The sequence below is a fragment of the Microbulbifer elongatus genome (assembly GCF_020524885.1).
Lineage (GTDB): Bacteria > Pseudomonadota > Gammaproteobacteria > Pseudomonadales > Cellvibrionaceae > Microbulbifer > Microbulbifer elongatus_A.
This window is the reverse complement of sequence record NZ_JAIVKJ010000001.1, coordinates 1094809-1120061: the sequence shown is the minus strand read 5'-3', so window position 1 is coordinate 1120061 and position 25253 is coordinate 1094809. Positions and strand designations below refer to the sequence as shown.

Sequence of the window (25253 nt, the reverse complement as noted above, 5' to 3'; positions counted from 1 at the left end):
AGCCTGGATAAAAATAGAGTGGTGGCGCGCTCAGCGCACCACCAGCTTCATTCCGGCTCCGCTCGCCAGCTCGGCAAAGTTGGGGAAGGAGGTTGCCACATTGGCGCAGTGCTTAATCTCGATATCCGCATCGGCACGCAAGGCCGCCACAGAGAACGACATGGCGATACGGTGGTCACCCAGGCTGTCTACCACACCGCCACCAAATACCGCACCGCCACCAGTGCCACCCTTACCCTGGATCACAATGCCATCCGGCGTCGGCTCGGCATCAACGCCGAGAATCCTGAGACCATCGGCCATGGCCTGGATACGGTCACTCTCTTTCACTCGCAACTCTTCGGCACCGGTGAGCACCGTCTCCCCTTCCGCACAGGACGCTGCCACAAAAATGGCCGGGAACTCATCGATCGCCAGTGGCACCTGATCTTCGGGAATCCTGATCCCCTTCAGTGGCGCATAGCGCACGCGGATATCCGCCACCGGCTCACCACCGACCTCGCGCTGATTCTCTAGGGTAATGTCAGCGCCCATGGCTCGCAGGATGTTGATGGCACCATCTCGTGTCGGATTAATGCCCACATGCTGCAGCAGCACATCGGAACCCGGGGCGATGGACGCGGCAACCATAAAGAAGGTCGCAGATGAGATATCCGCCGGCACATCAATGTGGCACGCGGTCAGCTTGCCGCCACCCTTGAGACTCGCACGGGCGCCATCGCGCTGCACTTCGTAACCGAAGCCGGACAGCATGCGCTCGGTGTGATCGCGAGTAGGCGCCGGTTCAGTGGTGCTGGTTTCGCCGTCCGCATAGAGGCCTGCCAGCAGCACACAGGATTTCACCTGGGCACTGGCCATCGGCAAGTTGTAGTCGATGGCTTTTAATTGCTGGCCACCGTTGATCTTCAGTGGCGGGCGGCCGCCTTCACCGGTTTCCACACTCGCACCCATTTCGCGCAGCGGATTGGCCACCCGGTTCATGGGGCGCTTGGACAGGGACTCATCCCCTGTAAGTACGGTATCGAACTTCTGCCCTGCCAGCAGGCCGGCCAGCAAACGCATGGAAGTACCCGAGTTACCGACATACAGTGGTCCGGGAGGCGCCTGTAAGCCGTGCATACCGACACCATGAATAGTGACACGACCTTTGACCGGCCCTTCAATCACTACGCCCATATCGCGGAATGACTGCAATGTGGCCAGTGCATCCTCCCCCTCCAGGAACCCCTCCACCTCGGTGACACCTTCCGCCAGAGACCCCAGCATGATCGATCGGTGTGACATGGATTTGTCACCGGGCACTCGCAGATCGCCGTTTACCGCTCCGCCCGGCTGGGCGATAAAAGTTACTTCCTTCGCTTCCATAGTTTCCGTATACGCTTTTTTGGCCAGCATTTTGGTGAAGTGATCCCGCGCCGCCTTGGCCCGGGTAAATACCCCCATCAGGTGTTCGCTGTCGCCGCTGGCAATGGCACTGCGCAGGGAGCCCAGATTGGAGGTGTAAAGATCGATGGATTTCAGGATTGCATCGCGGTTGGCGAGCATGATGTCACGCCACATTACCGGATCACTGGAGGCGATACGGGTGAAATCCCGAAAGCCGCCGGCAGCATAGCGGAAAATATTCTCATTCTCCGCATCGTGGGCCAGGGTATCCACCAGGCCGAAAGCAATCACGTGCGGCAAATGGCTGGTCGCCGCGAGCACTTCATCGTGCTCACCGACCGGCATCGACAGTACTTCCGCGCCTACCGCCTCCCACATTCTCTGGATCCGCAGCGCGTGCCCTGCCCCGGTGTTTTCCCCCGGCGTGAGAATGATACGGTGCGCGATATAGAGATCGTCCCGCGCCGCGGTCACACCGCTCTGCTCGGAGCCGGCAATCGGGTGACCCGGCACCAGAAATTCCGGCACCTCGCCCCAGACATTTTGCGCGGCAGCAATCACACTGCCTTTGACGCTGGCGCCATCGGTGACGGTAACGCCCGCAGGAAGCCTCCCCTGCAACTGGGCGAACACCGCCTCAACGGTCAAGGTGGGAACAGATACAAAAATCACGTCCCCGGCTTCCAGCTCGGGTAATATCTCACCAATATCAGTGACTGCCCGATCCACCACGCCAAGGGCCACGGCCTGCTCACAGGTCTGCGCACGACGGGCTACACCAATCACTTCCCGGCAGCCACTGGCCGCTTTTAGCCCCAGCGCGAGACTGCCGCCAATCAGGCCTATCCCGACGATTACCAATCTTCCGACAACAGGCCCCGAGGCATCCTGCCCTGCTCGCTTCCCTTCTTGTGCCATTTACAGCACTCCGCGCGGGTAAGAGCCCAGCACTTTCATATCCGATGCGCAGGCACCTACATCTTTCAGTGCTGCAGCTACATTTTCGCTGTCACGATGGCCGACAAAATCGATAAAGAATACATAGGTCCAGTTGCCACTCTGGGAGGGACGGGTTTCCACCCGGGTCAGATCAATATTGTGGGTCTGGAAAGGCACCAGCAGATCGTGCAATGCACCCGGCTCGTTGCGCATGGAAACCATCAACGAGGTCTTGTCGTCTCCACTGGCCGGCACCGCTTGAGATCCGATAATCAGGAACCGGGTAGAGTTGTCAGGGCGATCCTCGATTTTTTCATTCAGGACTTTCAGGCCATACATTTCTGCCGCCATGTCACCGGCGATCGCCGCCGCATTCCATTCACCCTTTACACGCTTGGCGGCTTCCGCATTACTGGCCACCGCTACCCGCTCCACGTTCGGGTAATAGGAATCCAGCCACTTGCGGCACTGCGCCAGGCTTTGCGCATGGGAATAAATACGGGTAATGGAATCCTTGCGAGTAATGTCGGAAATCATCAGGTGCTGGTGAATCCGCAGCTCCACTTCCCCGCAGATTTTCATGTTGGAAGTCATGAAATTATCCAGAGTATGGTTCACCACGCCCTCAGTGGAGTTCTCCACCGGCACCACACCATAATTCACCGCCCCAGCTTCCACCTCACGGAACACCTCATCGATGGCCGCCAGCGGTTTGGAAACGGCGGAGTGGCCGAAGTGCTTCAGAGCGGCCTGCTGGGTAAACGTACCTTCCGGCCCCAGGTAAGCCACCTTGATTGGCTCTTCAAGTGCCAGGCAGGCCGACATAATCTCTCGGAACAGGCGCGCCATCTCCTCGTTGGTCAACGGCCCCGGATTGCGCTCCATGGCACGGCGAAGCACCTGCGCCTCGCGCTCCGGACGGTAATAGAGGGCATTTTCACCGTTGCTCTTTTTCACTTCCGCCACTTCCAGCGCACAGTTGGCGCGCTCGGAAATCAACCGTGCGATTTCGCTGTCGAGGCCGTCAATGCGATCGCGGAGCTCGAGTAGCCGCGGGTCCGGCTGGGACTTATCTTCTGACATAACTATTGCCTAATTCTTTATCAATCCATTAACCGTGGCGCTGCTCAAAATCCGCCATAAACGCCACCAGCGCCTCCACCGCCTCCAGCGGCACCGCGTTATACAGCGAGGCACGCATACCGCCAACGGAGCGGTGCCCCTTGAGCGCCAGCAGACCAGCCTCTTCCGACTCCTTCAGGAACTGCTTGTCCAGACTGTCATCCGCCAGTACAAACGGCACATTCATACGTGAGCGACTTTCCACCGCAACCGGGCTGGAATAGAAATCACTGCGATCGAGGAAATCGTACAGTAGCTGTGACTTCTCAACGCTGACCTTCGCCATTGCCTCAACACCGCCCTGAGCCTTCAACCACTTGAATACCAGTCCGGACAGGTACCAGGCAAACGTGGGCGGCGTGTTATCCATAGAACCGCCGTCAGCGGCGATCTTCCAGCTAAGACTGCGTGGAATCTCCGGCAACGCCCGATCCAGCAGGTCCTCGCGCACAATGCCGACAGCAATACCCGACGGGCCGATGTTCTTCTGCGCGCCCGCGTAAATAAAGCCAAACTTCTCAACCGGAATCGGCTGCGACAGAATAGTCGAGGACATATCCGCAACCAGCGGGCTTTTCACGTCAGGAATATAGGGAAACTCCACCCCGCCGATGGTTTCGTTGGGCGTGTAATGGAAATAGGCCGCACCAGCGCCCTCTTCCCAGGAGTCCGCAGCCGGCGCATAGGAAAAATTACGATCTTCCGAGGAGGCGACGATATTTACTTCACCGTAGCGGCGCGCCTCCTTGATGGCTTTCTCTGCCCACTGCCCGGTGTGGATATAGTCCGCCTGCTTGCTGCCCGCACCGAACAGGTTCCAGGGAATGGCGCTAAACTGGCCGGTGGCACCACCCTGTAAAAACAGCACCTTGTAGTTGTCGGGAATCGACAACAGGTCTCGCAGGTCCTGCTCTGCCTGCTCCGCGACCGCGGTAAACTCCGGCGAGCGATGACTGACCTCCATCACGGAGCAGCCCAGCCCCTGCCAATCCAGCAACTCTTCCTGTGCCTGCTGCAATACCGGCTCCGGCAATGCCGCAGGTCCCGCACAGAAATTAAACTTTCTCATTGATTCACTTCCACAGAGAAAACAGAAATAAATTAAGTCGGACTTAATAGCGTTGAATTAAATTTTCGGCAGCCGGGGAAAAGGCGAGACACATAATCTCCGTTTTAACCCCTCCCGGTTACAAACCTTTCGGCAGCACACAAATACGACCACCTAAAGCCAAAAAAGGCCGCGATAATTCGCAGCCTTTTTGGGGATAACCAAAGATCAGCACTTACTCCTCAGCAGCGCCAGCTTCGGCTGCGTCACCGCCTTCTTCGGCACCTGCTTCACCCTCAGGATCTTCGGTTTCCTGGATGCGCGCCAGGCCCACCAGGTTCTCACCCTCCTTCAGACGGATAACGCGAACGCCCTGGGTGTTACGGCCGAGCACGGAAACCTCATCGACACGGGTACGCACCAGGGTCCCCTGATCAGAGATCAGCATGATCTCTTCACCGGGATGCACCTGACAGGCGCCAACCAATGCGCCGTTGCGCTCGCTCTCGGCAATGGCAATAACACCTTGAGTGCCGCGACCCTTGGTGGGGAAGTCAGAAGTAGCGGTGCGCTTTCCGTAACCGTTCTCGGTCACCATCATCACCGAGCCGCCCTCTTCCGGGATCACCATCGCGATAACGTGTACACCCTCGGCCATACGGATACCGCGCACACCGCGGGAAACACGCCCCATGGAACGCACATTCTCTTCCGCAAAGCGGGCAGCCTTGCCCGCACTCGTCAGCAGCAGTACATCCTGCTTGCCGTCGGTAATCGCGGTCGCTACCAGACGGTCGGTCTCTTCCAGCTCGATGGCCCGCAGGCCAACGCTGCGCGGACGGGAGAATGCCGTCAGCGGTGTTTTCTTCACGGTACCGTTGGCGGTCGCAAAGAAAATAAAATGGTCTTCATCGTACTCGGACACCGGCATCAGGCTACTGATGCGCTCGTCGTCTTCCAACGGCAGCATGTTCACCATTGGGCGCCCGCGGGATGCGCGACCCGCAGTAGGTACTTCATAGACCTTCAGCCAGTACACCTTGCCCTTGTTGGAGAAGCACAGAATGGTGTCGTGGGAGTTTGCAATCAGCAGGTGCTCGACGAAGTCTTCGTCTTTTACCTGGGTGGCGGATTTACCCATACCACCGCGGCGTTGGGCCTGGTAGTCCGCCAGCGGCTGACTCTTGGCGTAGCCGCCGTGGGAGATGGTTACCACCTTGTCTTCCGGGGTAATCAGGTCTTCCACAGAAAGGTCCTGACGGGAAGCGACGATATCGGTGCGACGCTCATCGCCAAACTCTTGTTCCAGCACTTCCAGCTCTTCGCGGATCACCTGCATCAGGCGCTCCGGACTGCCCAGAATCTCCAGATACTCGGCAATCTGCTCCAGACGCTCGCTGTATTCCGCCAGCAGCTTGTCGTGCTCCATGCCGGTCAGGCGGTGCAGGCGCAGCTCGAGGATTGCCTGGGCCTGGGCAGGCGACAGGTAGTAGCTGCCATCGCGCAAACCAAATTCTTGCGGCAGATCGTCCGGACGGCAGGCATCAGCACCGGCACGCTCCAGGAATTGCTGCACCTCGCCCACCGGCCAACCCTTGGCCAGCAGCGCTTCGCGCGCATCCGCCGGGGTAGCGGAGGCTTTGATCAGCTCGATTACCGGGTCGATATTGGAGATCGCAATCGCCAGGCCTTCCAGGATATGTCCGCGTTCACGCGCCTTGCGCAGCAAATATACGGTACGGCGGGTAACGACTTCCTGGCGGTGACGGATAAAGTATTCGAGCAGCTGTTTCAGATTCAGCAACTTGGGCTGGCCATCGACCAGCGCCACCATATTGATACCGAACACGCTTTCCAGCTGAGTCTGGGCGTAGAGGTTGTTCAGAACTACATCACCCAGCTCACCGCGCTTGAGCTCGATCACCACGCGCAGGCCATCTTTATCAGACTCGTCGCGCAGCTCGGAAATACCTTCGATTTTCTTTTCTTTTACCAGCTCGGCAATGCGCTCGATCAGGCGCGCCTTGTTCAGCTGATAGGGAATCTCGTGGATGACAATGGTTTCGCGGTTGGTCTTGTCATCACGCAGCACTTCCGCCTTGGCGCGGATGTAAATACGTCCGCGACCGGTGCGGTAGGCCATCAGAATACCGGCACGGCCATTGATGATGGCGCCGGTGGGGAAATCCGGGCCCGGGATATATTCCATCAGATCGTCGATGGACAACTCACTGTTGTCGATCAACGCCAGGCAACCCTTAACCACCTCACTCATATTATGAGGCGGGATATTGGTCGCCATACCGACAGCGATACCCGAGGAACCGTTTACCAGCAGGTTGGGCACGCGCGACGGCAACACTTCCGGCATCTGTTCAGAGCCGTCGTAGTTGTCGATAAAGTTGACGGTTTCCTTATCCAGGTCCGACAGCAGCTCGTGGGCGAGCTTGTCCATACGGATCTCGGTGTAACGCATGGCCGCTGCACTATCACCATCGATGGAACCGAAGTTACCCTGGCCATCCACCAACATGTAACGCAGGGAGAACGGCTGTGCCATACGTACGATGGTGTCGTACACCGCACTATCGCCGTGTGGGTGGTACTTACCGATTACGTCACCCACCACACGGGCGGATTTTTTGTACGGCTTGTTCCAATCGTTCTTGAGTTCGTTCATCGCGTAGAGCACGCGCCGGTGAACCGGCTTCAAACCGTCGCGCACATCCGGCAGCGCCCGGCCCACAATCACACTCATCGCATAGTCGAGGTAGGATTGCTTCAGCTCTTCTTCGATATTGATCGGAGAAATTTCTTTGGCTAATTCGCCCATATTTTCAGGCATTCCTTATCGTTAACGCCGCCAGCAGGGCTGGCCCCTCAACGCCACCGGCCGGACACCCTTTAACGGGTGGCACAGCCAAAGGCTGGGAAACAGGCGGGGCTCACTGGTCACAGCCCCGATCAAGCGGGCGATTCTACCACAATTGGCGTCACGTAGGACGACTTGTACGGACTTGTTCACGCACCTTCACCCAGTTAAAGTCTGCCGCTTTCCAACGGAACAAAAAACGCACAATGGCCAACAGCAACCGCAGCGATTCCCACAACAATTCGAGCAAAAAACAGACAATAGATACCCTGATCCACGCCCGCTGGATTATTCCGGTAGTGCCGGAAAAACGCGTGTACGAAAATTGCTCACTGGCCATCGATAACGGCACCATCAGGGCGATCCTGCCCAGCCTTGAGGCCCGCAACCGCTTTGACGCCAGGGAGGAACACCAGCTACACAACCAACTGCTGATCCCCGGCCTGGTCAACACCCATAATCATGCGGCAATGAGCCTGCTGCGCGGCTTCGCCGACGACCGGCCACTGATGACCTGGCTGGAAAAACACATCTGGCCCACAGAGAAGCAGTGGGTAGGGCCCGAGTTCGTCGCCGACGGCACCCGCCTGGCGATGGCGGAAATGCTGCGAAGCGGCACCACCACCTTTTCCGACCAGTACTTTTTCCCGGAAGCCACTGCAGCCGCAGCACGCGAAGCCGGCATGCGCGCCCAGATTGCCTTCCCGATCATCGACTTTCCCAACAACTGGTCAAGAAACGGAGCAGACGCCATCGAGAAAGGCCTGGCACTACGGGACGACTATCGCTCCCACAGCCGTATCGGCCTCGCCTTTGCCCCCCATGCCCCCTATACCGTGGGCGACGAAACCCTCAGGAAAATCGCCATCTACGCCGACGAACTGGGTATGGCCGTGCAGATGCACTTGCATGAAACAGCAGCTGAGGTGGAAAAAGCGATTGCCGAGACTGGCATCCGCCCCACGCAACGACTGCACGACCTTGGCCTGCTATCCCCCCAGATGCTCTGCGTACATATGACAGCCGTCGACGACAGTGACATCGCCCTGCTGCAGAAAACGGGCACACACATCGCTCACTGCCCCCGCTCCAACCTCAAACTCGCGTCAGGGTTCACCCCCATCGCCAGACTGCTGGAAGCGGGCATCAATGTCTCCATCGGCACCGACGGCGCCGCCAGCAACAACGGCCTGGATATGCTCACGGAAACCAACACCGCCGCCCTCCTCGCCAAAGCCGTGTCTGGCCAGGCCGACGCCGTGCCCGCTCACCAGGCCCTGGCCATGGCTACCATCAACGGCGCCCGCGCCCTGGGTATCGACGACGTGACCGGCAGCCTGGAGGTGGGGAAAGCCGCCGACCTCTGCGCCATCGACCTCAGTGAACTGGAGCAGCAGCCATTGCACGACCCGCTATCCCAGCTGATTTACACCGCCAATGGGCACAATGTGCGCAATGTCTGGGTGGCGGGGAAACTATTATTGAAAGACCGCGGACTAATGACCCTGAACGAGGAAGAAGTGCGGCAACGGGCAGGCGTTTGGCGTGATAGAATCGCCGGTCGCTCAAGCTGACCAAGCAAACTTCGGTTAGCGCTCAGCATTAAGAATCGAAGGTGGCGATCCCGGTGACTGTTTCCGGGACCGTCTGCGGCCAGGGCCGAAGGCGCCGCGCTGAAGCGGCCGGACCGGCCGCAGCCGAGCCCCCATGGATGGGTTAACGGCGTGTCCCGGAAACAGTTACCGGGAGCGCCGGCGCCACACAACCCGCTAGTGGCGACACCAATGCCACAGGAACAGAACATAAAGAATGACCAACGTAGATCCGGCGGAAATCGCCAAATTTGAACAACTCGCCAGCCGCTGGTGGGATCAACAGGGTGAATTCAAGCCCCTGCATGAGATCAATCCCCTGCGCGCCAACTATATCGATCAGCGCGCTCCCGTCGCCGGCAAAAAGCTGCTCGATGTGGGCTGTGGCGGCGGTATCCTCACCGAAGCCATGGCACAGCGCGGGGCCGATGTAACCGGCATCGACCTGGGCGAAGCGCCCCTCAATGTGGCCAAGCTACACGCGCTGGAGTCAGGCGTGCAGATCGATTATCGCCGCATCCCGGTAGAAGAGCTCGCTGAAGCCGAGCCCGCCAGTTATGACATTGTCACCTGCCTGGAAATGCTCGAGCACGTGCCCGACCCTGCGTCCGTGATCCGCGCCTGCGCCACACTCGTCAAACCGGGCGGCCACCTGTTTTTTTCCACCATCAACCGCACGCCCAAAGGCTGGCTGTTTGCCGTGGTTGGCGCCGAATACGTTCTGCGTATGCTCCCCAAAGGCACCCACGAATATGGCAAATTCATTCGCCCATCCGAACTGGGACGCTGGGTACGCGAAGCTGACCTGCAATCCCGCGACATCACCGGAATGACCTACAATCCCCTCACCAAGCAGTACAAACTCAACCCGAGGGACGTAGACGTCAACTACCTGATGCACACCACCCGCCCCGCGGAATAAATCCAGAAGTATCTATTGATGAAAGCTGTACTCTTCGACCTCGACGGCACCCTGTTCGACACCGCCCCGGATTTCGTGGTGGTGCTTAACCAGCTACGCCAACAGGAACAACTGCCACCACTGGCAGACGCCACCATACGCGAAGTAGTCTCCAATGGCGCCCGCGCCATGGTGCGCCTGGGATTCGGGGTCGATGAAGGGGAAACCGGATTCAGTGACCTCCGCCAGCGTTTGCTGGACCTGTATTTGATGCATTTGGCTAAATACACCGTCCCCTTTCCCGGCATCGAAAAGCTTCTGAATGAACTGGCAGAAAATGGTATCGCCTGGGGAGTAGTCACCAACAAACCTTCCGCCTATACCATCCCCCTGCTACAGGCTTTTTCGCACTTGCCTACGCCGGGTGCAATCATCTGCCCGGACGATGTTACCAACCGCAAACCGGACCCGGAGCCCATCCTGCTCGCCTGTAGCCGAATTGGCTGTAATCCCACCGATGCCATTTATGTGGGCGATCACGAACGCGACATCATGGCAGGACGCGCCGCCGGCATGCCCACCATCGCCTGCAGCTACGGCTATATCGACAGCGACGATGACCCGGAAAACTGGAAGGCCGATCACCTGATTCACAACGCCAGCGAAATCTGGCCGCTAATACAGCAACACTATCTGAAAAATGCGTAAGAGATATGCATAGCTAAACGCGCAGATAGCGGAACGCTCCCACTACAAATACGACGCAAACTGAAACGAGCTCGATTGATGTCTGAAACCATCACTGATTACACGGCCCCCGCTGATCTCCTCAAAGACAAAATCATTCTGGTGACCGGTGCCGGCGACGGTATTGGCCGGGTCGCCGCCAAGACTTATGCAGCCCACGGCGCCACCGTGATCCTCCTCGGGCGTACCGTGCCAAAACTGGAAGCGGTATACGATGAAATCGAGGCCGCAGGCGGTGCCAAGCCCGCAATCCTGCCGGTCGACCTGGCCAATGTGAAATGGGAAGAGCTGGAATACTTGGCCCAGGGCGTCGACCAGGAATTCGGTCGCCTCGACGGCCTTTTACACAACGCCGGTGTTCTCGGTCAGCGCACGCCCATCGCCAACTATCACTACGCTACCTGGCAACAGGTGATGCAGATTAATGTGAACGCCGCCTTCGGTCTGACCAAGGCCATGTTGCCGCTGCTGGAGCATTCCAAAGCTGGCTCTGTCATCTTTACCGGCTCCGGCGTAGGCCTCAAAGGTCGCGCGTACTGGGGCGCCTACTCTGTTTCAAAATTCGCCACAGAAGGGCTGATGCAGGTGCTGGCTGACGAGGTAGACGGGGTTTCCAATATCCGCGCCAACAGCATCAACCCGGGCGCCACCCGCACTAATATGCGCGAGGCGGCCTATCCTGCCGAAGATCCCCAGACGGTTACCACTCCAGAAGAGATCATGCCCACCTATCTGTACCTGATGGGCGACGACAGCATTGGCGTCAACGGCAAGCAGTTCAACGCGCAGGGCTAATCTTCCAAGCCCTGCCGCCAAACGGCCGGGCTCCCCCCCTCACATTCACCGCTAAATCCCACATTAGACTTCTGATGCGGGATTTATTGGTGATGTGTATTCCCCGTGATTAAACTTTCCGAGGCCCGGTCGTGTCCCTCACGGCCGGCTTGGATAATACGTCACGCCGGACTGGCGAGGGGGATATGAAAACTTCTTTGACCAACGAACTCAGCGCCCTGGCCAGCGAGTCCCGCAATCCCGATACCCAGGACATCGACCTGCTGCCAACCCTCGGCATTTTGGAAAAAATTAACGACGCGGATAATGCTGTCCCCGCTGTCGTTCGCCAGGTATTGCCTGAGATCGCCCAGGCTGTGGACGCCGTAGTCGCCGCGTTCAAGTCTGGCGGGAGGCTGATCTATATGGGCGCAGGCACCAGCGGCCGTATCGGCCTGCTGGATGCTGTGGAGTGCCCTCCCACCTACGGCGTGCCCGAGGGCATGGTCATTCCCCTGATCGCCGGTGGTGAAGATGCAGTACACCGGGCCCAGGAGGGTGCAGAAGATGACCCGGAACTCGGAGAAAAGGACCTGAGGGAAATCGCGCTTCAGGCAAACGACGTGGTAGTTGGCATCGCCGCCAGCGGTAGAACACCGTACGTGACCGGGGGGCTGCGCTATGCCCGCAGCATTGGCTGCACTACGGTAGCTCTCGCCTGCAATAAATCCGCTGCTATTGCACGGGAAGCGGATATAGCGATTTTGCCCGAAGTAGGCCCGGAAGTGCTGACCGGCTCCACCCGTATGAAAGCCGGCACTGCTCAGAAACTCGTGCTCAACATGATCACTACCGCCAGCATGATCCGCACCGGCAAAAGCTTCTACAACCTGATGGTGGACGTAAAGGCGACCAACCAGAAACTGGTGGACCGTACCCGACGAATTGTGGTGGAAGCAACGGGTGTGGATTACGAAGAGGCGGATCGGGTGCTGGAGCGCTGCGACCACAATGCCAAGCTTGCGATCATGATGATCCTGAGCGGGCTGGAACGGGCCCCTGCAGAGGCCGCGTTGGAAGAAGCCGGTGGCTTTCTGCGGCTCGCGCTGCAGAACCTCGGGAGGCATTGATGCCACACCAGGCGAAACGAATGGACAAAAAAATACCCGGCCAGGCCGGGTATTCTTTAGGCGCGAACTGGGGTATGGACCAATCGCTCCCTTACCAAGTAATACAAAATATCACTCTTCCGCGTGATCAATCTCGTCAGCGACCTCTTCCACCATCTCTTTCACTTCTTCGGCAGCATCTTCCACTACCTCGGAGGTTTCATCCACAGCCTCACCCATGGCTTCAGGCACATCCGCAAAGACATCACCTTCCACAGAAGCCATCATGGTTTCAGCAGAATCCACCGCCTTAGCGCCAGCCTGCTCTGCTTCAGTGACCGCAGCCTCCACTTCTTCGGCAATAGTCTCCTCCGCCACATCCACTTCAGCATTTTCGAGATTTGCGTAGTACAGATATCCGCCGATCGCAGCGATGGCAATGGCGGGAATTACGAGTTTCTTCATTTCCAACCCCTGACAGTGTGTTGTTGTATGGTGTTTTTATATGGCTATTTTTCTAGGCTCAAGCCCGATTATTCTTCCACGCCGTGAACATAGGAAACGTGACCAGTAGCTCAATTTGCATTGTGTGGCACCCGTTTGTGGGGCAAAATCCTGCAGACTCAACGACCCGAACTGTCATTTGGAACTGACAATATGAAAAGAACCAATACCCGTCGATTCCCTATCGCCTTCGCACTGCCCTTGGCGCTCATCGCCACCCTGCCTCTCCCGTCCAGCGCGGATACACTCAGCGAGCAATTGAAAAAGTGCAGTCAGTTTAACGACGATAAAAAACGACTCGCCTGTTTCGACAAGCTTGCCGGCAATTTGCAGCAACATGCGGAAAAACAGTTTGGCCAGGAGCAGATACAAGTCATCGAAGAAGCGCCGGAATCCATTACCGCCACCATCACCCAAGCCACCAAAGGCGCCTACGGAAAATACACCTTTACCTTGGACAATGGCCAGGTATGGCGTCAGGTGGAAAGCAGCCGCACGGCCATTTGGCGCGGCGGAGAGGAGATTGTGGTGGAGCGCGGCGCGCTAGGATCTTTCATGATGCGTAAAACCACCGGTGGTCGCTCCCTGCGCGTGAAACGGCTAAAGTAGATCCGCTGCCGCATCGCGCTTTCGAGCATAACCGCCCCACTCCGGGCGGTTATAACTCCGCCGACTTACCCCAACGGTTTTCACTCCCAGTCGCTCTATTCACTCATACCTGACGCTGCCTTCCAGCTTGACACCTTCTGAAAGCCTCTAAAAAGCCAGAAAAACCCACTGGTCGATCGATTTTTCCGGCGCCCCATTCAACCATCATCTATAGTCAAATTGTCTGCATGGCAGTTTGCACGCCATGCCTCGATCCTGCGAAAGGACGCCGCCGGTGATTCTACGGCAGGCAGGCGGCCAATAAGACGAGACCGCACTGCCACAAGCATAAGGTTCAGACTTTGTCCCGAGTAAATATCAACTCAAGGGATGACGAATGGCTGAAGGAAAATAGCAACAATCTGGCCGGGGAAAGCTTCTCCCAGGAAGACCCGGAACAACCCACACAGGCCCGCGCGGACACATCTGATGAGGAGACCGCGTCCAGTGAGTCGCTGGCAGAAAACGTCAGCACCCCGATGCAGAACTACCTCAAACACCTGTACCGGCTCGACCTGCTAACGCCAGAGGAAGAACACACAACCACCTGCCTGCTGCGGGAGCTGGAGGAAAAAATTATCGCCCTGCTGCAGAAGCGCGGCGTCACCCTCGTGGACCTGCGCAGTGAAGGCGTTGAGCAGCGCGGCAGTACTGGTGCCTACGACCACGGCCTGATTATCGCCAAGGCGACCGAGCTGCTGGAAACCGGCAAAATCTCCCAGCGCGACCGCAGCTCGTTGCAAAACCTGATGAAGCGCTTCAAGGCTCAGCGCAAAAAACTGATCCAGTGCAACCTGCGACTGGTGATCGCGATCGCCAAGCGTTTTCGCAACCCTTCCGTGCCTTTTATCGATCTGATCCAGGAGGGCAACGTAGGACTAATGAAAGCGATCGAGCGCTTCAAGCCCCAGATGGGATACCGCTTTTCCACCTACGCCTACTGGTGGATCCAGCAGGAAATTCAGCTCACATTGCGGCGCAACGACGACATGGTTCGCCAGCCCGCCAATGTGCAGGACGACCTGAGGAATATCTATCGCGCCATCAACCAGGTGCGCTCGGAGGGCTTACCTGCCTCGGATGAAAATATCGCCAAACAGACGGGGCTGGATCTCGAACGGGTACAGAGCCTGTTAAAACTGCCTGGCCCCACCGGCTCACTGGACGACCCCATCTCAGACGATCAGAGCAGTACCCGGCTGGACTACGCGCCCGCCAATGAACTGTTCAATACTGACGAGCTGGTGTCGAATCAGGAATTGGCGCAGCGACTCAGGGATGCCGTGGCCAAATTGCCGCCGCGGCAGCGTACGGTATTGAGCCTGCGCTACGGATTGATATCCGACAGGGATTGCTCGTTCCGGGTCATCGGCGAACAGCTGGGCCTCAGCCAGGAGCGCGCACGGCAGCTACATTCCGACGCGCTGAGGCAGCTGAAGCGGCAGTGGCGATAAATGGGGCAATAAACGACCACGAAGAAAGGTCATTACAGCACGTGAGCCGGGCACTCCAGGAGCGTCCGGCTTGCCAACATCTCAAATCCGGCTAATCTTGCACAGACCAGCTAACAGCAATAACTGGCGATCGCATTATGCCTTTTCTCCGAAAGCCTCCCTTTCCGGTTCGACGAAGTCTTTTCACTCGCGTCCTTGCCGCAATAATTTTCTCAGCCTTGTGCTCACACACTTCCCTTGCAGAAAGCTGGCTGAAGCAGGGCGCACATGAATTGATATTGAGTGGAGGCAAAGGTCTGGGCGACGCGCTGATTCAGCAGAAGTCCATCGCCGGCTCCGAAATGGTGGGCGCCAACTGGTCCTATCAGTTTTACGATTACCCCAGCCACCACCACCTGCAATGGTGGGCTCAGGTTAGCTACAGCTACATGTGGCACGATTACCGGGGGCAGGATCAGAAGCAACATATCTGGGAGCTGAAACCGGTATTGCGCTGGTACCCGCAGCGAGAAGCACAGGGGCTTTTTGGTGAGGTGGGTGTAGGTGCAGCCTACTTGACCGAGCGCAGCTTCGGCGCCATAGATCTTTCTACTAACCTCAATTTCTCCCTGCATTTTGCTGCCGGCTATACACTCGACAGCGGCAATACCTTTTCAATTCGGTACAGTCACTTTTCCAACGGCTACACCAATACGCCCAACCCAGGGTTCGACTTCGCCTCGCTTAACTGGCATACCAAGTTCTGATGACTGTGAGTAAACCTGATCGCAATAAAATAGTCACAAAGTGATAAAACGCCTGTCACAAAAAACGGAAAGAATCATGCTTCGTTGAACGCCTCTTGTGGCGATCATCAGGCGCCGTGCCAATATCCTGCAGAGACAAATTGGCTGCAGATATCCTGCCAGCAACCAAAAATTAACCGGCGGCGCACCAGAGACAGCGGACGTGAAGCCCCATGATTCAAACCATCTGCCACCTGATCGCCAGTCGAGAGCACGGCGGGCTGGAAAAACATGTGGCCGACCTGTCGCGCTGGCAGGCCCACAATACCCGTGCGCGGGTGGCGGTGATCGCCCACCCCAGGTATCTGTCCACGCTGGATGATCGCATCCAGTTCATTCCACTGAATACCGATCGCAGCCGCCACCATCCGAACCTTGTGTGGCGCTTGGCCAACCTGATCCGCAAAGGCGAGTACCAGATTGTGCACGGGCACGGCTCCAAGTCCGCACAGTTGATGGCCGCGGTGCAACCGTACACAGAAACCCGACAGGTGATCACCCGGCACAATGTCCGCCACCCACGGGACAAACTGGCCAGTGCCTTCGATGCTCGTATCGCTATCAGCCAAAGCACTGTGGCCAACTCAAAACTGGACTGGAACATCATCCCCAACGGTGTCGAAATCTCCGCACCTGCCACCATTACACCGCTGTTGCAGTCGCTCCCCAACGACAAGCCCCGAATACTGGTCGCAAGCCGCCTGATCAGGGCGCGCGGCGTCAACCGGGTGGTCGAAGCCATGCCTCTGTTGCCGAATTGCCGACTGATGGTACTGGGTGATGGGCCGGAGAAAGAGGCTCTGCAGCAACAGGTGTGTGCGCTGAAACTTGAAAACCGCGTGGCTTTTTTCTCCGGAGACAGCGCGATTGCCAGCTTTATACAAGCCGTGGACCTGGTGGTAATACCTGGCGCCGTAGAAGGCACCCCATATACGTTGATAGAGGCTCTGCTGCACCGCACTCCGGTAATCGCCAACCAGACCAGCGACACCGAGGATTACCTGCCAGAGAAATACCTGCTGGAGAATATGGAGCCCCACACCATCGCCGGGAGAATTCGCGGTGCCCTGTGCAGCCCGGAGCTGGACACCGACTTTGCAACACTGTTTGACCGTGCCGAGGCCGAGTGCACCCTCGACACCATGGCCAAAGCCACCTGGCGGGTCTACTCAGAACTTATTGCTTGAAGCCCCTCAAACCAGCCTACCGCACGGGATGTGGTTTCCGCGAGACTGAATCCGGAAAACTCTACCGGCCGCGGTCGCTCAAGGATCTCTTTCGCTGCCGCCACCAGTCCCTCGACGCCGGCTGCTCCCCTCGCCGTATCACCATCATCAGCCAACAATAGTCCCTGAGGGAAACACCGCTTCAACAACTCTACCCCAGTACCAGCGACGGCAATCGCCGGGCACCCCATGGCAAGAGATTCCGCCACGAAACGACCACTAGAAGGCGCGAAACGGGGGCGATCACCCGCGAGATCAAAGGTAATCCGCGCACTGGCGTAGAGCTCGCGCATATCGCGACGCGCCCCGAGAAACAGCACGTATTCTGCAAGCCCCATAGATTCGGCCCGCTGCTCCAGGGTTCGGGCGAATTTTTCCTGCCCTGGCTCCGCATCCCCTACCACCAGGCCGAAAATATCCGGGCGCTCCTGCTTCAGCGCCGCCAGCACCTCCAGAAACCGCTCCTGCCCCCTGCCCGGCCCGATGGGTCCCGGCAGTAAGAGCCAGTTGCGCTCCTCCAGCTGGGGGAAATCATTGAGCAGGCGGTGATGCCAATGCCCCGATACCGGTGCATTCTTGTCCAGCTCGCGGGTATTCACCCCACGGTACAGCGTGCGCAATTTTTCCCCGGTCCCATTGCGGGTTGACGCGGTATCTTGCGCGGCACCAAAACTGGCGACATAGCGCTGGGAGAGCTGCTTACCAAGTGTGTCCGAGGCCGCCAGTACCAACTCCCCCTGAGCAAGCGCCGGATTGACTCGCCGCCCCCGCAGCAGCCCAAAGGACGGCCATTGATCAATGCTGGTTACCAGGCGCGGGCGTTGATGTAGACCAAGCTGCTTCAGGATCCGCGCACCGTGCCAGGCGCAAACGGGCCCCCGACACAACAGGATATCCGCCTGCAAAGTTTCCAGCAGTTTGCGAAGCTTGCGATGAAGACGGGCATTCAATAACTTTGCCTGGTTCACAGGCAACTCAAAATGCCGACAGTTATGCAGGGTAAGGCGTGATACAAGCGTGCCACCGGAAGAAATCACTACCGAATCCTGCCCCTGCCTCGCCAGCTCCTGGGCAAACTCCAGTGTCTCCTGCGCGAGCTCACCCGCCTCCAGCGACGGCACCAGCTGAACAATCCGCATGTTATTAGGCCTCACAGTTTACGCCTCAGTCCCGATTGTATTTTTTGTTTCCGCGCCGCTCGGTGGCCAGACTGTCCCTGTACCGCTCCTACGCTATGCCTGCACTATGCCAATCCACCCCAATGCGACGAACCATGATTGTACAGGTGATTTCTGCGCCAGAATGCACAATTTGCACAATGGCGATACAAATCACAATTACTGCGGAATCCGGTAGAATTTTTCGCCTCTGAATTTAAGAATCTGTATATCGCAACCAAGGAAGTCACACACAATGCAAGCCATCCGTTTAATAAGCCGGGCCAGTGGCGGAGTCACTTACACACGCAATACCCGTAATCCGCTATGGCAACTCGCATCCCTGCTCTTCATCGTACTTTTTGTCTTTGCCGCAAATTTGGCAATGGCCGCAAATGATCGCGGCCTGTTGCTCAAGGCACACAAAGAAGACAAAACCGTTTACTTGCTAGGCTCAATCCATCTCGCGGACGCGAGCTTTTACCCGCTGCGGGAAACTATTGGGCAGGCGTATAAAGAGAGCGATGCGCTGGTCGTTGAGGCCGATGTAATCGCCATGGAATCGGATCCGGAACTGCAGCGGAAAGTCATGCTCGAATCGCTCTACCCACCTGGGCAGCAACTGAAAGACAACATACCCCCCAAGATATATACCCAGCTCCAGGAGTGGCTGCGCATGCGTCGGATCCCGGAGGCCAATTTCAACCGCATGCGCCCTGCTATCGCCATGATCACCCTGAGCCTGATCGAAATGCAGGCCCGCGGTCTCGACCCCAAAGCTGGCATCGATCGGCACTTTCTCGACCAGGCGCACAAGGAAGGGAAAACCACTCTGGAGCTGGAAAGCGTACTGGGGCAGCTGGCAATGCTGAACAGCCTCGAAAACCCCGAGCTGTACCTGAAGCAAACCCTGGATCAACTCTCCGAGATGGATACTTTCGTGCCGCGGATGACCAATGCCTGGAAGAGCGGCGATCAGGGTGACATTTACGATTTGGTCATCAGGGAGGGCATGGAAGAACACCCGGAATATGAACAGCTATACGAACTGCTGTTTTTCAAACGCAACCGGGAAATGGCAAACAAAATTGATGAGCTCAGTCAGCGCTATGACACCTTATTTGTCGTGGTTGGCGCTGGCCACCTTGTTGGAGATAAGTCCATTACCAACCTACTGCAAGGTCTCGGCTTTTCTGTAAAGCAAATTTAATACGATTGTGTGCCACTCCTTTTGCAGCCGTCTAAACTGCCCATAACCACGCCGCAAGGAAGGACGTCATGACTTTTTTTTCAACCGCCAGGCTGGGCTATCGAGAGACGCATTGCTCCGCCAGGGATCTTCGCTACCTGCTGGCTTGTTGCGCACTTGCTAGCAGCAGTTTCGCCCAGGCAGATGAAGCGGAAACCAAAGGCGGATTGAAAATCACCTCCGACGACGGCAATTATTCCGCCTCCCTAGGGGGGCGCATCCACTTTGATACCTACTTGTTCGATTCCGATATCGAAGACCCGGTGAGCACCACCGACTTTCGCCGCGCCCGCATCACCCTGAAGGGGAATATATACGACTGGAAATATGTTCTTGAGCAAGACTTCGCCAGTGGCACCACGCTCACCGGCTATCGAGACGTTTACATCGCCCACAAATTCCTCGATGGTGAAATTCGGATAGGTCAATTCAAGCCTTTCCGCTCCATGGCAGAAATGACCAGCTCCAATGAAATCACCATGCTGGAGCGCCCCTTTTCCAGTTCCACAGGTTTGTATGACAACCGTCAATTTCAGCAGGGAATCGGCTGGACCGGTGTACTGGACTGTTTCACACTCGGCATGATGGCGTTCAACCTGCGCGACGCGGGCACACGCCGCAACGAAGGTGCAGGCGCCGCCGGACGCCTGGCTTGGGCGCCCATCAATACCGACCTGACAACCTTTCACCTTGGTACCGCCATCAGTTACGAGAACACCAACACAAACTCTCCCGACCTGGTAGCCCAGGCTGACTACGCCGGTCGCCGCGGCCCGTCTCAACTGATGGCGCTGACTCCCGGCGACCTGGGGGACGACGTATCTACCATCTCCATTGAACTGGCTGGCTCGCACGGCCGCCTTTACCTGCAGTCCGAATATGTATTGGGTGAATTTGAAGGGAACTACTACCTTTCCGAGCTGCAATTCGAAGACGACTTTGGCGGACCTCCCCCGTTTTACTGCGACCCACTGCTCGACTGCTTTATCGGCGGCCAGACCATCCAAACCTGGTATATACAGGGCAGCTGGATGCTGAGCGGGGAGCACAAGACGTACAATAAGAAACGCGGCGCGTTCAATTCCGCAAAACCTTCTGGTGACGGCCTGTGGGGAGGCGCCTGGGAACTGACAGCGCGCTACGACACCATGGAGAACCGCGACATACGCAGCCTGGAGGCCAGCAGTGCGCAGATTGGCCTCAATTTCTATGCCAATCGCAATGTGCGCATCATGATGAACATGATATTTGGTGACGACGATTTTACCGGCGACAGTACCAATCAGTTCGGGATACGGGTGCAAATTGGCTGGTAACCCCTGAATGCAAAAAAGCGAGCCAATGGCTCGCTTTTTTGGGGGGTGGGCTCGTAAAAATCAGCCAACCTGCTGTGCCTTGGCCGGGTCAAAGACCTCAACCTGGGCGGCATCCCGCACACCGGCTTTAGGATTGTAAAACCGCTGCAGTGCGACATCCCGCGCCTGCTGGGCAAGCTTTACATTCTCATCCTTGATCAGGCCGTATCCGCGAATTTTTTCCGGGTACGTCAGCAACTCTATCGCCGCAGCATGATTGTCTGCATTCAGGCGGCCAACGACCTCATCCACAAGCTTTTCGTATTCTGAAATCAGGCCGCGCTCCATCTTGCGCTCTGCGGTATAGCCAAAGACATCCAGCGCGGTACCCCGCAAGAAGCGGAGCTTAGCCAACACGCCAAATGCCTTGTGCATCCAGCCACCAAACTTGAGCTTGCGCGGACGCCCCAGGTTTTTATCGAACGGACTCAATAGCGGTGGCGCCAGGTTGAATTCCAGCTCGAAATCTCCGGCAAAATTTTCCTGTAAAGCCTGCATAAACCGCCCATCGCTATACAGTCTCGCCACTTCGTACTCATCTTTGTACGACAACAGCTTCGCATAGTTATGCGCAACCACCTCGGCCAGCGCCTCGCTGCCCGGCACCTTGAGGATTTCCGCCTCTTTGACCTTGTCTACCAGCTTGCGATAGCGGCGCGCCAGTGCAGCATTCTGGTAGCCAGTCAGGTGATCCACCCGGTGTGCCACGATGGCTTCCAACCCTTCGGGCAGGGATACGGCTTTTTCTTCGGACAGCAACTGGTTCAATACTGCGCGATCCGCCGCCGCCAGCCGACCAGCTGCCAGCCCCTGCAGATTGCCTTCCACGGCCACACCATTCAGCTTGATCGCCTCCTGGATCGCCGCCAGCCCCAGTGGGATCAGGCCCTTCTGCCAGGCGAAGCCCAGCATAAAGATATTCGCAGCCAGCGTATCTCCCAGCGCGGCCTTGGTCAGCGCGTGGCCTTCCACCACATCCAGCTCCTGCACCGCATCCTTGATGGTGTCCAGTACCGCCTGGGGGGAATGGATATCCTCACGGCCAAGCACAGACGCCGCGGTCGGGCTCAAATGGGTATTGACCACCGCACGGCTGTGGGTTTCATCCAGCTTTGCCAGGCTCGCAGACAGGTTACCCGCAGCAATCAGGTCACAGGCCATCAACGCATCCGCACGACCGTCTGAAATTCGCACCGCCTTCAGAGATTCGGGGCTGTCGGCGAAACGCACGTGCGAGTAAACGGCGCCGCCCTTCTGTGCAAGACCGGTCTGGTCCAGGGTACTGCACGCTTTTTTCTCAATATGTGCAGCCATTGCCAGCAGCGCGCCAATGGTCACCACACCGGTACCACCAACACCCGTCACCAGAAGGTTAAAGGGCTCCGACAGTTCTGGCAGATTCGGGGCGGGCAGCTTGTCCGCCTCCTGGCACAGGGCATCACCCACGCCGGCACGCTTGTTCAATTTGCCGCCCTTCACGGTCACAAAGGACGGACAGAAGCCATTCACGCACGACATGTCCTGGTTGCAGGATGTCTGATTGATTCGACGCTTGTCACCCAATGCGGTATTCACTTTCTCTACCGCGATACAGCTCGACTGGGTAACGCAATCTCCACAGCCTTCACACACCAGTTCGTTGATGAACGGGCGCCCTTCCGCCTTCGGCAGCAGGCCGCGCTTGCGCTTGCGGCGCAGCTCGGTGGCGCAGGTTTGGTCATACACAATGACGGTACAACCCGGTGCTTCGCGCAGCTCATTCATCACTGCGGGCATATGATCACGGTGGCGGATCTCTACTTCGCTGGGGAACGAGAGCGCGCCCTTGTATTTGTTGGTGTCATCCATCACCAGCACCACCTTGTTCACACCCTCAGCAAGGACCTGGCGGCAGATCATGTCCGGGTGCAGCTCGCCATCGTGAGGCTGGCCGCCGGTCATGGCAACGGCGTCGTTGAACAGGATTTTGTAGGTGATATTCACTTTCGCGGCCACGGCGGCACGAATAGCGAGAATACCGGAGTGAAAATAGGTTCCGTCCCCGAGGTTTACAAACACGTGGGGCTCGCTGGTGAAGGCCGCCTGGCCGATCCAGTTAACACCTTCGGCGCCCATTTGGGTAAAGGTGAACGTCTCCCGATCCAGCCACTGGGCCATGTAGTGACAGCCGATACCGGCAAGCGCGCGACTGCCTTCCGGCACCCGTGTGGAACGATTGTGCGGGCAACCAGCGCAGAACATGGGCAACCGCGCGACGCTGGAGCCTGCCTGGGCAGAAATACGCTCGGCCAGTGCATCCAGCCGCATCAGGCGGTGCTTGGCGCGCTCATTAAGATTTTCTTCACCAAGCAAGTATCCCAGTACCTGCGCAACAACCGCCGGTGACAGTTCACCGTACATGGGCAGCAGCGGCTTATCGTGCTCGTCGACTTTGCCGAGAATCCGCGGGAAGTTCGGATCCCGCAGGTGCACGTTGTACAGCTCTTCTTTTAGCTGCACTTCCATCAGGCTGCGCTTCTCTTCCAGCACCAGCAGGTTGTCCAGGCCGCGGGCAAATTCCTGAATTCCCGGCACGTCCAGCGGGTAGGTCATCCCAACCTTGAGGATTCGGATACCGAGGGCGCGAGCGCGGTCTTCGTCAATTCCCATGTCCTCGAAGGCCTGCATCAGGTCGAGGTGGGCCTTACCCGTCGTAACGATACCGAGGGTCGCCTGGGGATTGTCCAACACCAGCTTGTTCAGCTGGTTGGCGCGGGCGAATGCCAGGGCTGCCGGACGCTTGTAACGCCACAAGCGCTCTTCCTGCTCGAGCGGGTTGTCCTGCTTGCGAATATTGAGGCCGCCACTTGGACGCTCGACTTCCGGATACTCGAAAGACACCGCGCCCGGGTTCACTTCAACGGTGGACGAGCTGTCCATATTTTCCGCAAGGGTAATCATGGCTACCCAGCAGCCACTGAAACGGGACAGCTCCAGGCCATACAGGCCGTAGTCGAGCACTTCCTGCACGGTAGCCGGGTTCAGTACCGGGATATGCATATCCACGAAGGCGAATTCAGACTGACCAGGGTACGAAGAAGACTTACAACCATGGTCATCGCCAGCGATGATCAGCGCTCCACCCTTGGGTGAAGAGCCGGCTGCATTGGCGTGACGGAAAGCATCACAGGAGCGGTCTACCCCTGGGGTTTTGCCGTACCAGATGCCGCACACACCATCGACTTCCGCCCCTTCAAACAGTCCTACCTGCTGGGAACCCCAAACGGAGGTGGCTGCCAGCTCTTCGTTTACTCCAGGTACAAAGCGTATGTTGAATTCATCGAGCAGCTTGCTGGCACGGGAGAGCTGCTGGTCATAGCCACCGAGGGGAGACCCCCGGTAACCGGAAATAAAAGTGGCCGTGTTGAGTCCCCGAGCGCGGTCGATACGCATCTGGTCGATTGGCAGACGTACCAGGGCCTGGATACCAGAGAGCAGTACTCGCCCCTCCTGGATGGTGTACCGATCATCCAGAGAAACCTTCTTGGTGGGTTCAGCCTGTGTCGCGACTGCGTGGGAATCGGTATTCACTTTTTGTTCACTCATACGCCTACTTCTTTCCCGCTGGTGTCTATTGGCCCGCTACGGAGTCGGGCTTGCGCCAACTATTGTGATTCGAGTTATTGTGTTTTGAGGCTCGCGTCGCTGGCTTGGGCGCCGATTTAAACGAGTTATTGTAGGGCGGCCTGAATTAGCGACGGTTTGGTCAAGTCATACTAGTGCTTAAAGCACAATGAGACATTGCTTTATTTACAAGTTTTCGCTTAAAATTATGACAGCCATCTCGGCCAAAGTAGAAAATGTAGGACAGGAGTTTATATGAAGCGCTCAACAGACCTGGATGATTTCGACCGCAAGATTCTGCGGGCGCTGCAGGAAAACGCCGATTATTCCATGGCTGAGCTGGGAGACAAAGTCGGCCTGTCTCACACGCCGTGCTGGCGTCGTATCAAGCGCCTCGAAGCTGAAGGCATCATCCGTGGCCGCGTAACCCTCCTGGATCCGCGCAAACTTGACCTTGGGGTCACAGTATACTGCTACGTGACCATACACAACCACGACGAAGACTCCCTGAACAACTTTGAGTCTGCGGTGCAGGATGTACAGGAAGTGGTGGAGTGCTATTCCACCAGTGGCGATAAAGATTACGTTCTTCGGGTGGTGGTAGACAGTGTGGAACACTACGAACAGCTGCTGAAGCGCTCTCTGGTTCACCTGCCCAATGTGGCCTCGGTAAACTCGACCTTTGCGTTGAAACAGGTCAAGTACACGACTCAGCTGCCTCTTTAATACTCTTTCATAAAAACCAGGCCCCTGCAGGGGTCTGGTTTTTTTAAGTCTCTCGT

19 protein-coding genes are annotated in these 25253 nt (G+C 57.4%); 12 read left to right on the top strand and 7 right to left on the bottom strand.

Translation table 11 applies throughout. The features are described from left to right. Nucleotides 1-30 precede the first annotated feature (30 nt). The 4 genes from LC059_RS04740 to gyrA all read right to left on the bottom strand — a co-directional run bounded on the left by LC059_RS04740 (nucleotide 31) and on the right by gyrA (nucleotide 7328). Nucleotides 31-2304: a bifunctional prephenate dehydrogenase/3-phosphoshikimate 1-carboxyvinyltransferase gene (locus LC059_RS04740; RefSeq protein ID WP_226702666.1), complete on the bottom strand. Its 2274-nt coding sequence runs from the start codon at nucleotides 2302-2304 to the stop codon at nucleotides 31-33. Continuing rightward, complete coding sequence (gene pheA, locus LC059_RS04735) at nucleotides 2305-3408, bottom strand: prephenate dehydratase (protein WP_226702665.1); 1104 nt, start codon at nucleotides 3406-3408, stop codon at nucleotides 2305-2307. It lies immediately after the preceding gene. A gap of 28 nt (nucleotides 3409-3436) precedes the next feature. Beyond that, a complete protein-coding gene (serC, locus tag LC059_RS04730; RefSeq protein WP_226702664.1) occupies nucleotides 3437-4516 on the bottom strand; it encodes a 3-phosphoserine/phosphohydroxythreonine transaminase in 1080 nt (359 codons plus the stop codon). 214 nt (nucleotides 4517-4730) lie between these two features. Further along, nucleotides 4731-7328: a DNA gyrase subunit A gene (gyrA, locus tag LC059_RS04725; protein ID WP_226702663.1), complete on the bottom strand. Its 2598-nt coding sequence runs from the start codon at nucleotides 7326-7328 to the stop codon at nucleotides 4731-4733. Between the two features lie 245 nt (nucleotides 7329-7573). Here gyrA and LC059_RS04720 point away from each other — a divergent pair, with 245 nt between their 5' ends. From LC059_RS04720 to murQ, 5 genes are all read left to right on the top strand, one after another. Then, complete coding sequence (locus tag LC059_RS04720) at nucleotides 7574-8941, top strand: TRZ/ATZ family hydrolase (RefSeq protein WP_226702662.1); 1368 nt, start codon at nucleotides 7574-7576, stop codon at nucleotides 8939-8941. A 235-nt stretch (nucleotides 8942-9176) separates the two neighbouring features. Next, the gene (gene ubiG / locus LC059_RS04715) at nucleotides 9177-9881 is read left to right on the top strand and encodes a bifunctional 2-polyprenyl-6-hydroxyphenol methylase/3-demethylubiquinol 3-O-methyltransferase UbiG (protein WP_226702661.1); all 705 of its coding nucleotides are present in this window, start codon (nucleotides 9177-9179) and stop codon (nucleotides 9879-9881) included. A gap of 18 nt (nucleotides 9882-9899) precedes the next feature. Beyond that, the gene (locus tag LC059_RS04710; RefSeq protein WP_226702660.1) at nucleotides 9900-10568 is read left to right on the top strand and encodes an HAD family hydrolase; all 669 of its coding nucleotides are present in this window, start codon (nucleotides 9900-9902) and stop codon (nucleotides 10566-10568) included. Between the two features lie 90 nt (nucleotides 10569-10658). After that, nucleotides 10659-11402: a YciK family oxidoreductase gene (locus LC059_RS04705; protein ID WP_319005083.1), complete on the top strand. Its 744-nt coding sequence runs from the start codon at nucleotides 10659-10661 to the stop codon at nucleotides 11400-11402. A 185-nt stretch (nucleotides 11403-11587) separates the two neighbouring features. Then, nucleotides 11588-12511, top strand: a complete 924-nt coding sequence (murQ, locus tag LC059_RS04700) for an N-acetylmuramic acid 6-phosphate etherase (RefSeq protein ID WP_226702658.1) — start codon at nucleotides 11588-11590, stop codon at nucleotides 12509-12511. Nucleotides 12512-12622: 111 nt separating this feature from the next. On the opposite strand, the gene LC059_RS04695 is transcribed toward murQ, so the two are convergent. Next, entirely contained in the window at nucleotides 12623-12955 is a 333-nt protein-coding gene (locus LC059_RS04695) for a hypothetical protein (protein ID WP_226702657.1), read from the bottom strand. 192 nt (nucleotides 12956-13147) lie between these two features. Here LC059_RS04695 and LC059_RS04690 point away from each other — a divergent pair, with 192 nt between their 5' ends. The 4 genes from LC059_RS04690 (at nucleotide 13148) to LC059_RS04675 (ending at nucleotide 17068) form a co-directional block, all read left to right on the top strand. Continuing rightward, nucleotides 13148-13603, top strand: a complete 456-nt coding sequence (locus LC059_RS04690) for a hypothetical protein (RefSeq protein ID WP_226702656.1) — start codon at nucleotides 13148-13150, stop codon at nucleotides 13601-13603. Between the two features lie 341 nt (nucleotides 13604-13944). Continuing rightward, nucleotides 13945-15096, top strand: coding sequence for an RNA polymerase sigma factor RpoD/SigA (locus LC059_RS04685; protein ID WP_226702655.1), 1152 nt, complete (start codon nucleotides 13945-13947; stop codon nucleotides 15094-15096). A gap of 278 nt (nucleotides 15097-15374) precedes the next feature. After that, entirely contained in the window at nucleotides 15375-15842 is a 468-nt protein-coding gene (locus tag LC059_RS04680) for an acyloxyacyl hydrolase (RefSeq protein WP_226702654.1), read from the top strand. A gap of 212 nt (nucleotides 15843-16054) precedes the next feature. After that, a complete protein-coding gene (locus LC059_RS04675) occupies nucleotides 16055-17068 on the top strand; it encodes a glycosyltransferase family 4 protein (RefSeq protein WP_226702653.1) in 1014 nt (337 codons plus the stop codon). Here the strand turns inward: LC059_RS04675 and LC059_RS04670 are convergent. Further along, nucleotides 17047-18246, bottom strand: a complete 1200-nt coding sequence (locus LC059_RS04670) for a glycosyltransferase (protein WP_226702652.1) — start codon at nucleotides 18244-18246, stop codon at nucleotides 17047-17049. The genes LC059_RS04675 and LC059_RS04670 overlap by 22 nt on opposite strands. A gap of 403 nt (nucleotides 18247-18649) precedes the next feature. Between LC059_RS04670 and LC059_RS04665 the strand changes: the two genes are divergently transcribed. After that, entirely contained in the window at nucleotides 18650-19474 is an 825-nt protein-coding gene (locus tag LC059_RS04665) for a TraB/GumN family protein (RefSeq protein ID WP_226702651.1), read from the top strand. A 68-nt stretch (nucleotides 19475-19542) separates the two neighbouring features. Beyond that, nucleotides 19543-20829 carry an OprO/OprP family phosphate-selective porin gene (locus LC059_RS04660; protein WP_226702650.1) on the top strand — a complete coding sequence of 429 codons (1287 nt, stop codon included), beginning with the start codon at nucleotides 19543-19545 and terminating at the stop codon, nucleotides 20827-20829. Nucleotides 20830-20889: 60 nt separating this feature from the next. Here the strand turns inward: LC059_RS04660 and LC059_RS04655 are convergent, their stop codons facing one another. Further along, on the bottom strand, nucleotides 20890-24453 hold the full coding sequence (locus tag LC059_RS04655; RefSeq protein WP_226702649.1) for an indolepyruvate ferredoxin oxidoreductase family protein: 3564 nt from the start codon (nucleotides 24451-24453) through the stop codon (nucleotides 20890-20892). A gap of 273 nt (nucleotides 24454-24726) precedes the next feature. Here LC059_RS04655 and LC059_RS04650 point away from each other — a divergent pair, with 273 nt between their 5' ends. Beyond that, a complete protein-coding gene (locus LC059_RS04650; RefSeq protein WP_010131435.1) occupies nucleotides 24727-25197 on the top strand; it encodes an Lrp/AsnC family transcriptional regulator in 471 nt (156 codons plus the stop codon). The last annotated feature ends 56 nt before the right edge of the window (nucleotides 25198-25253 follow it).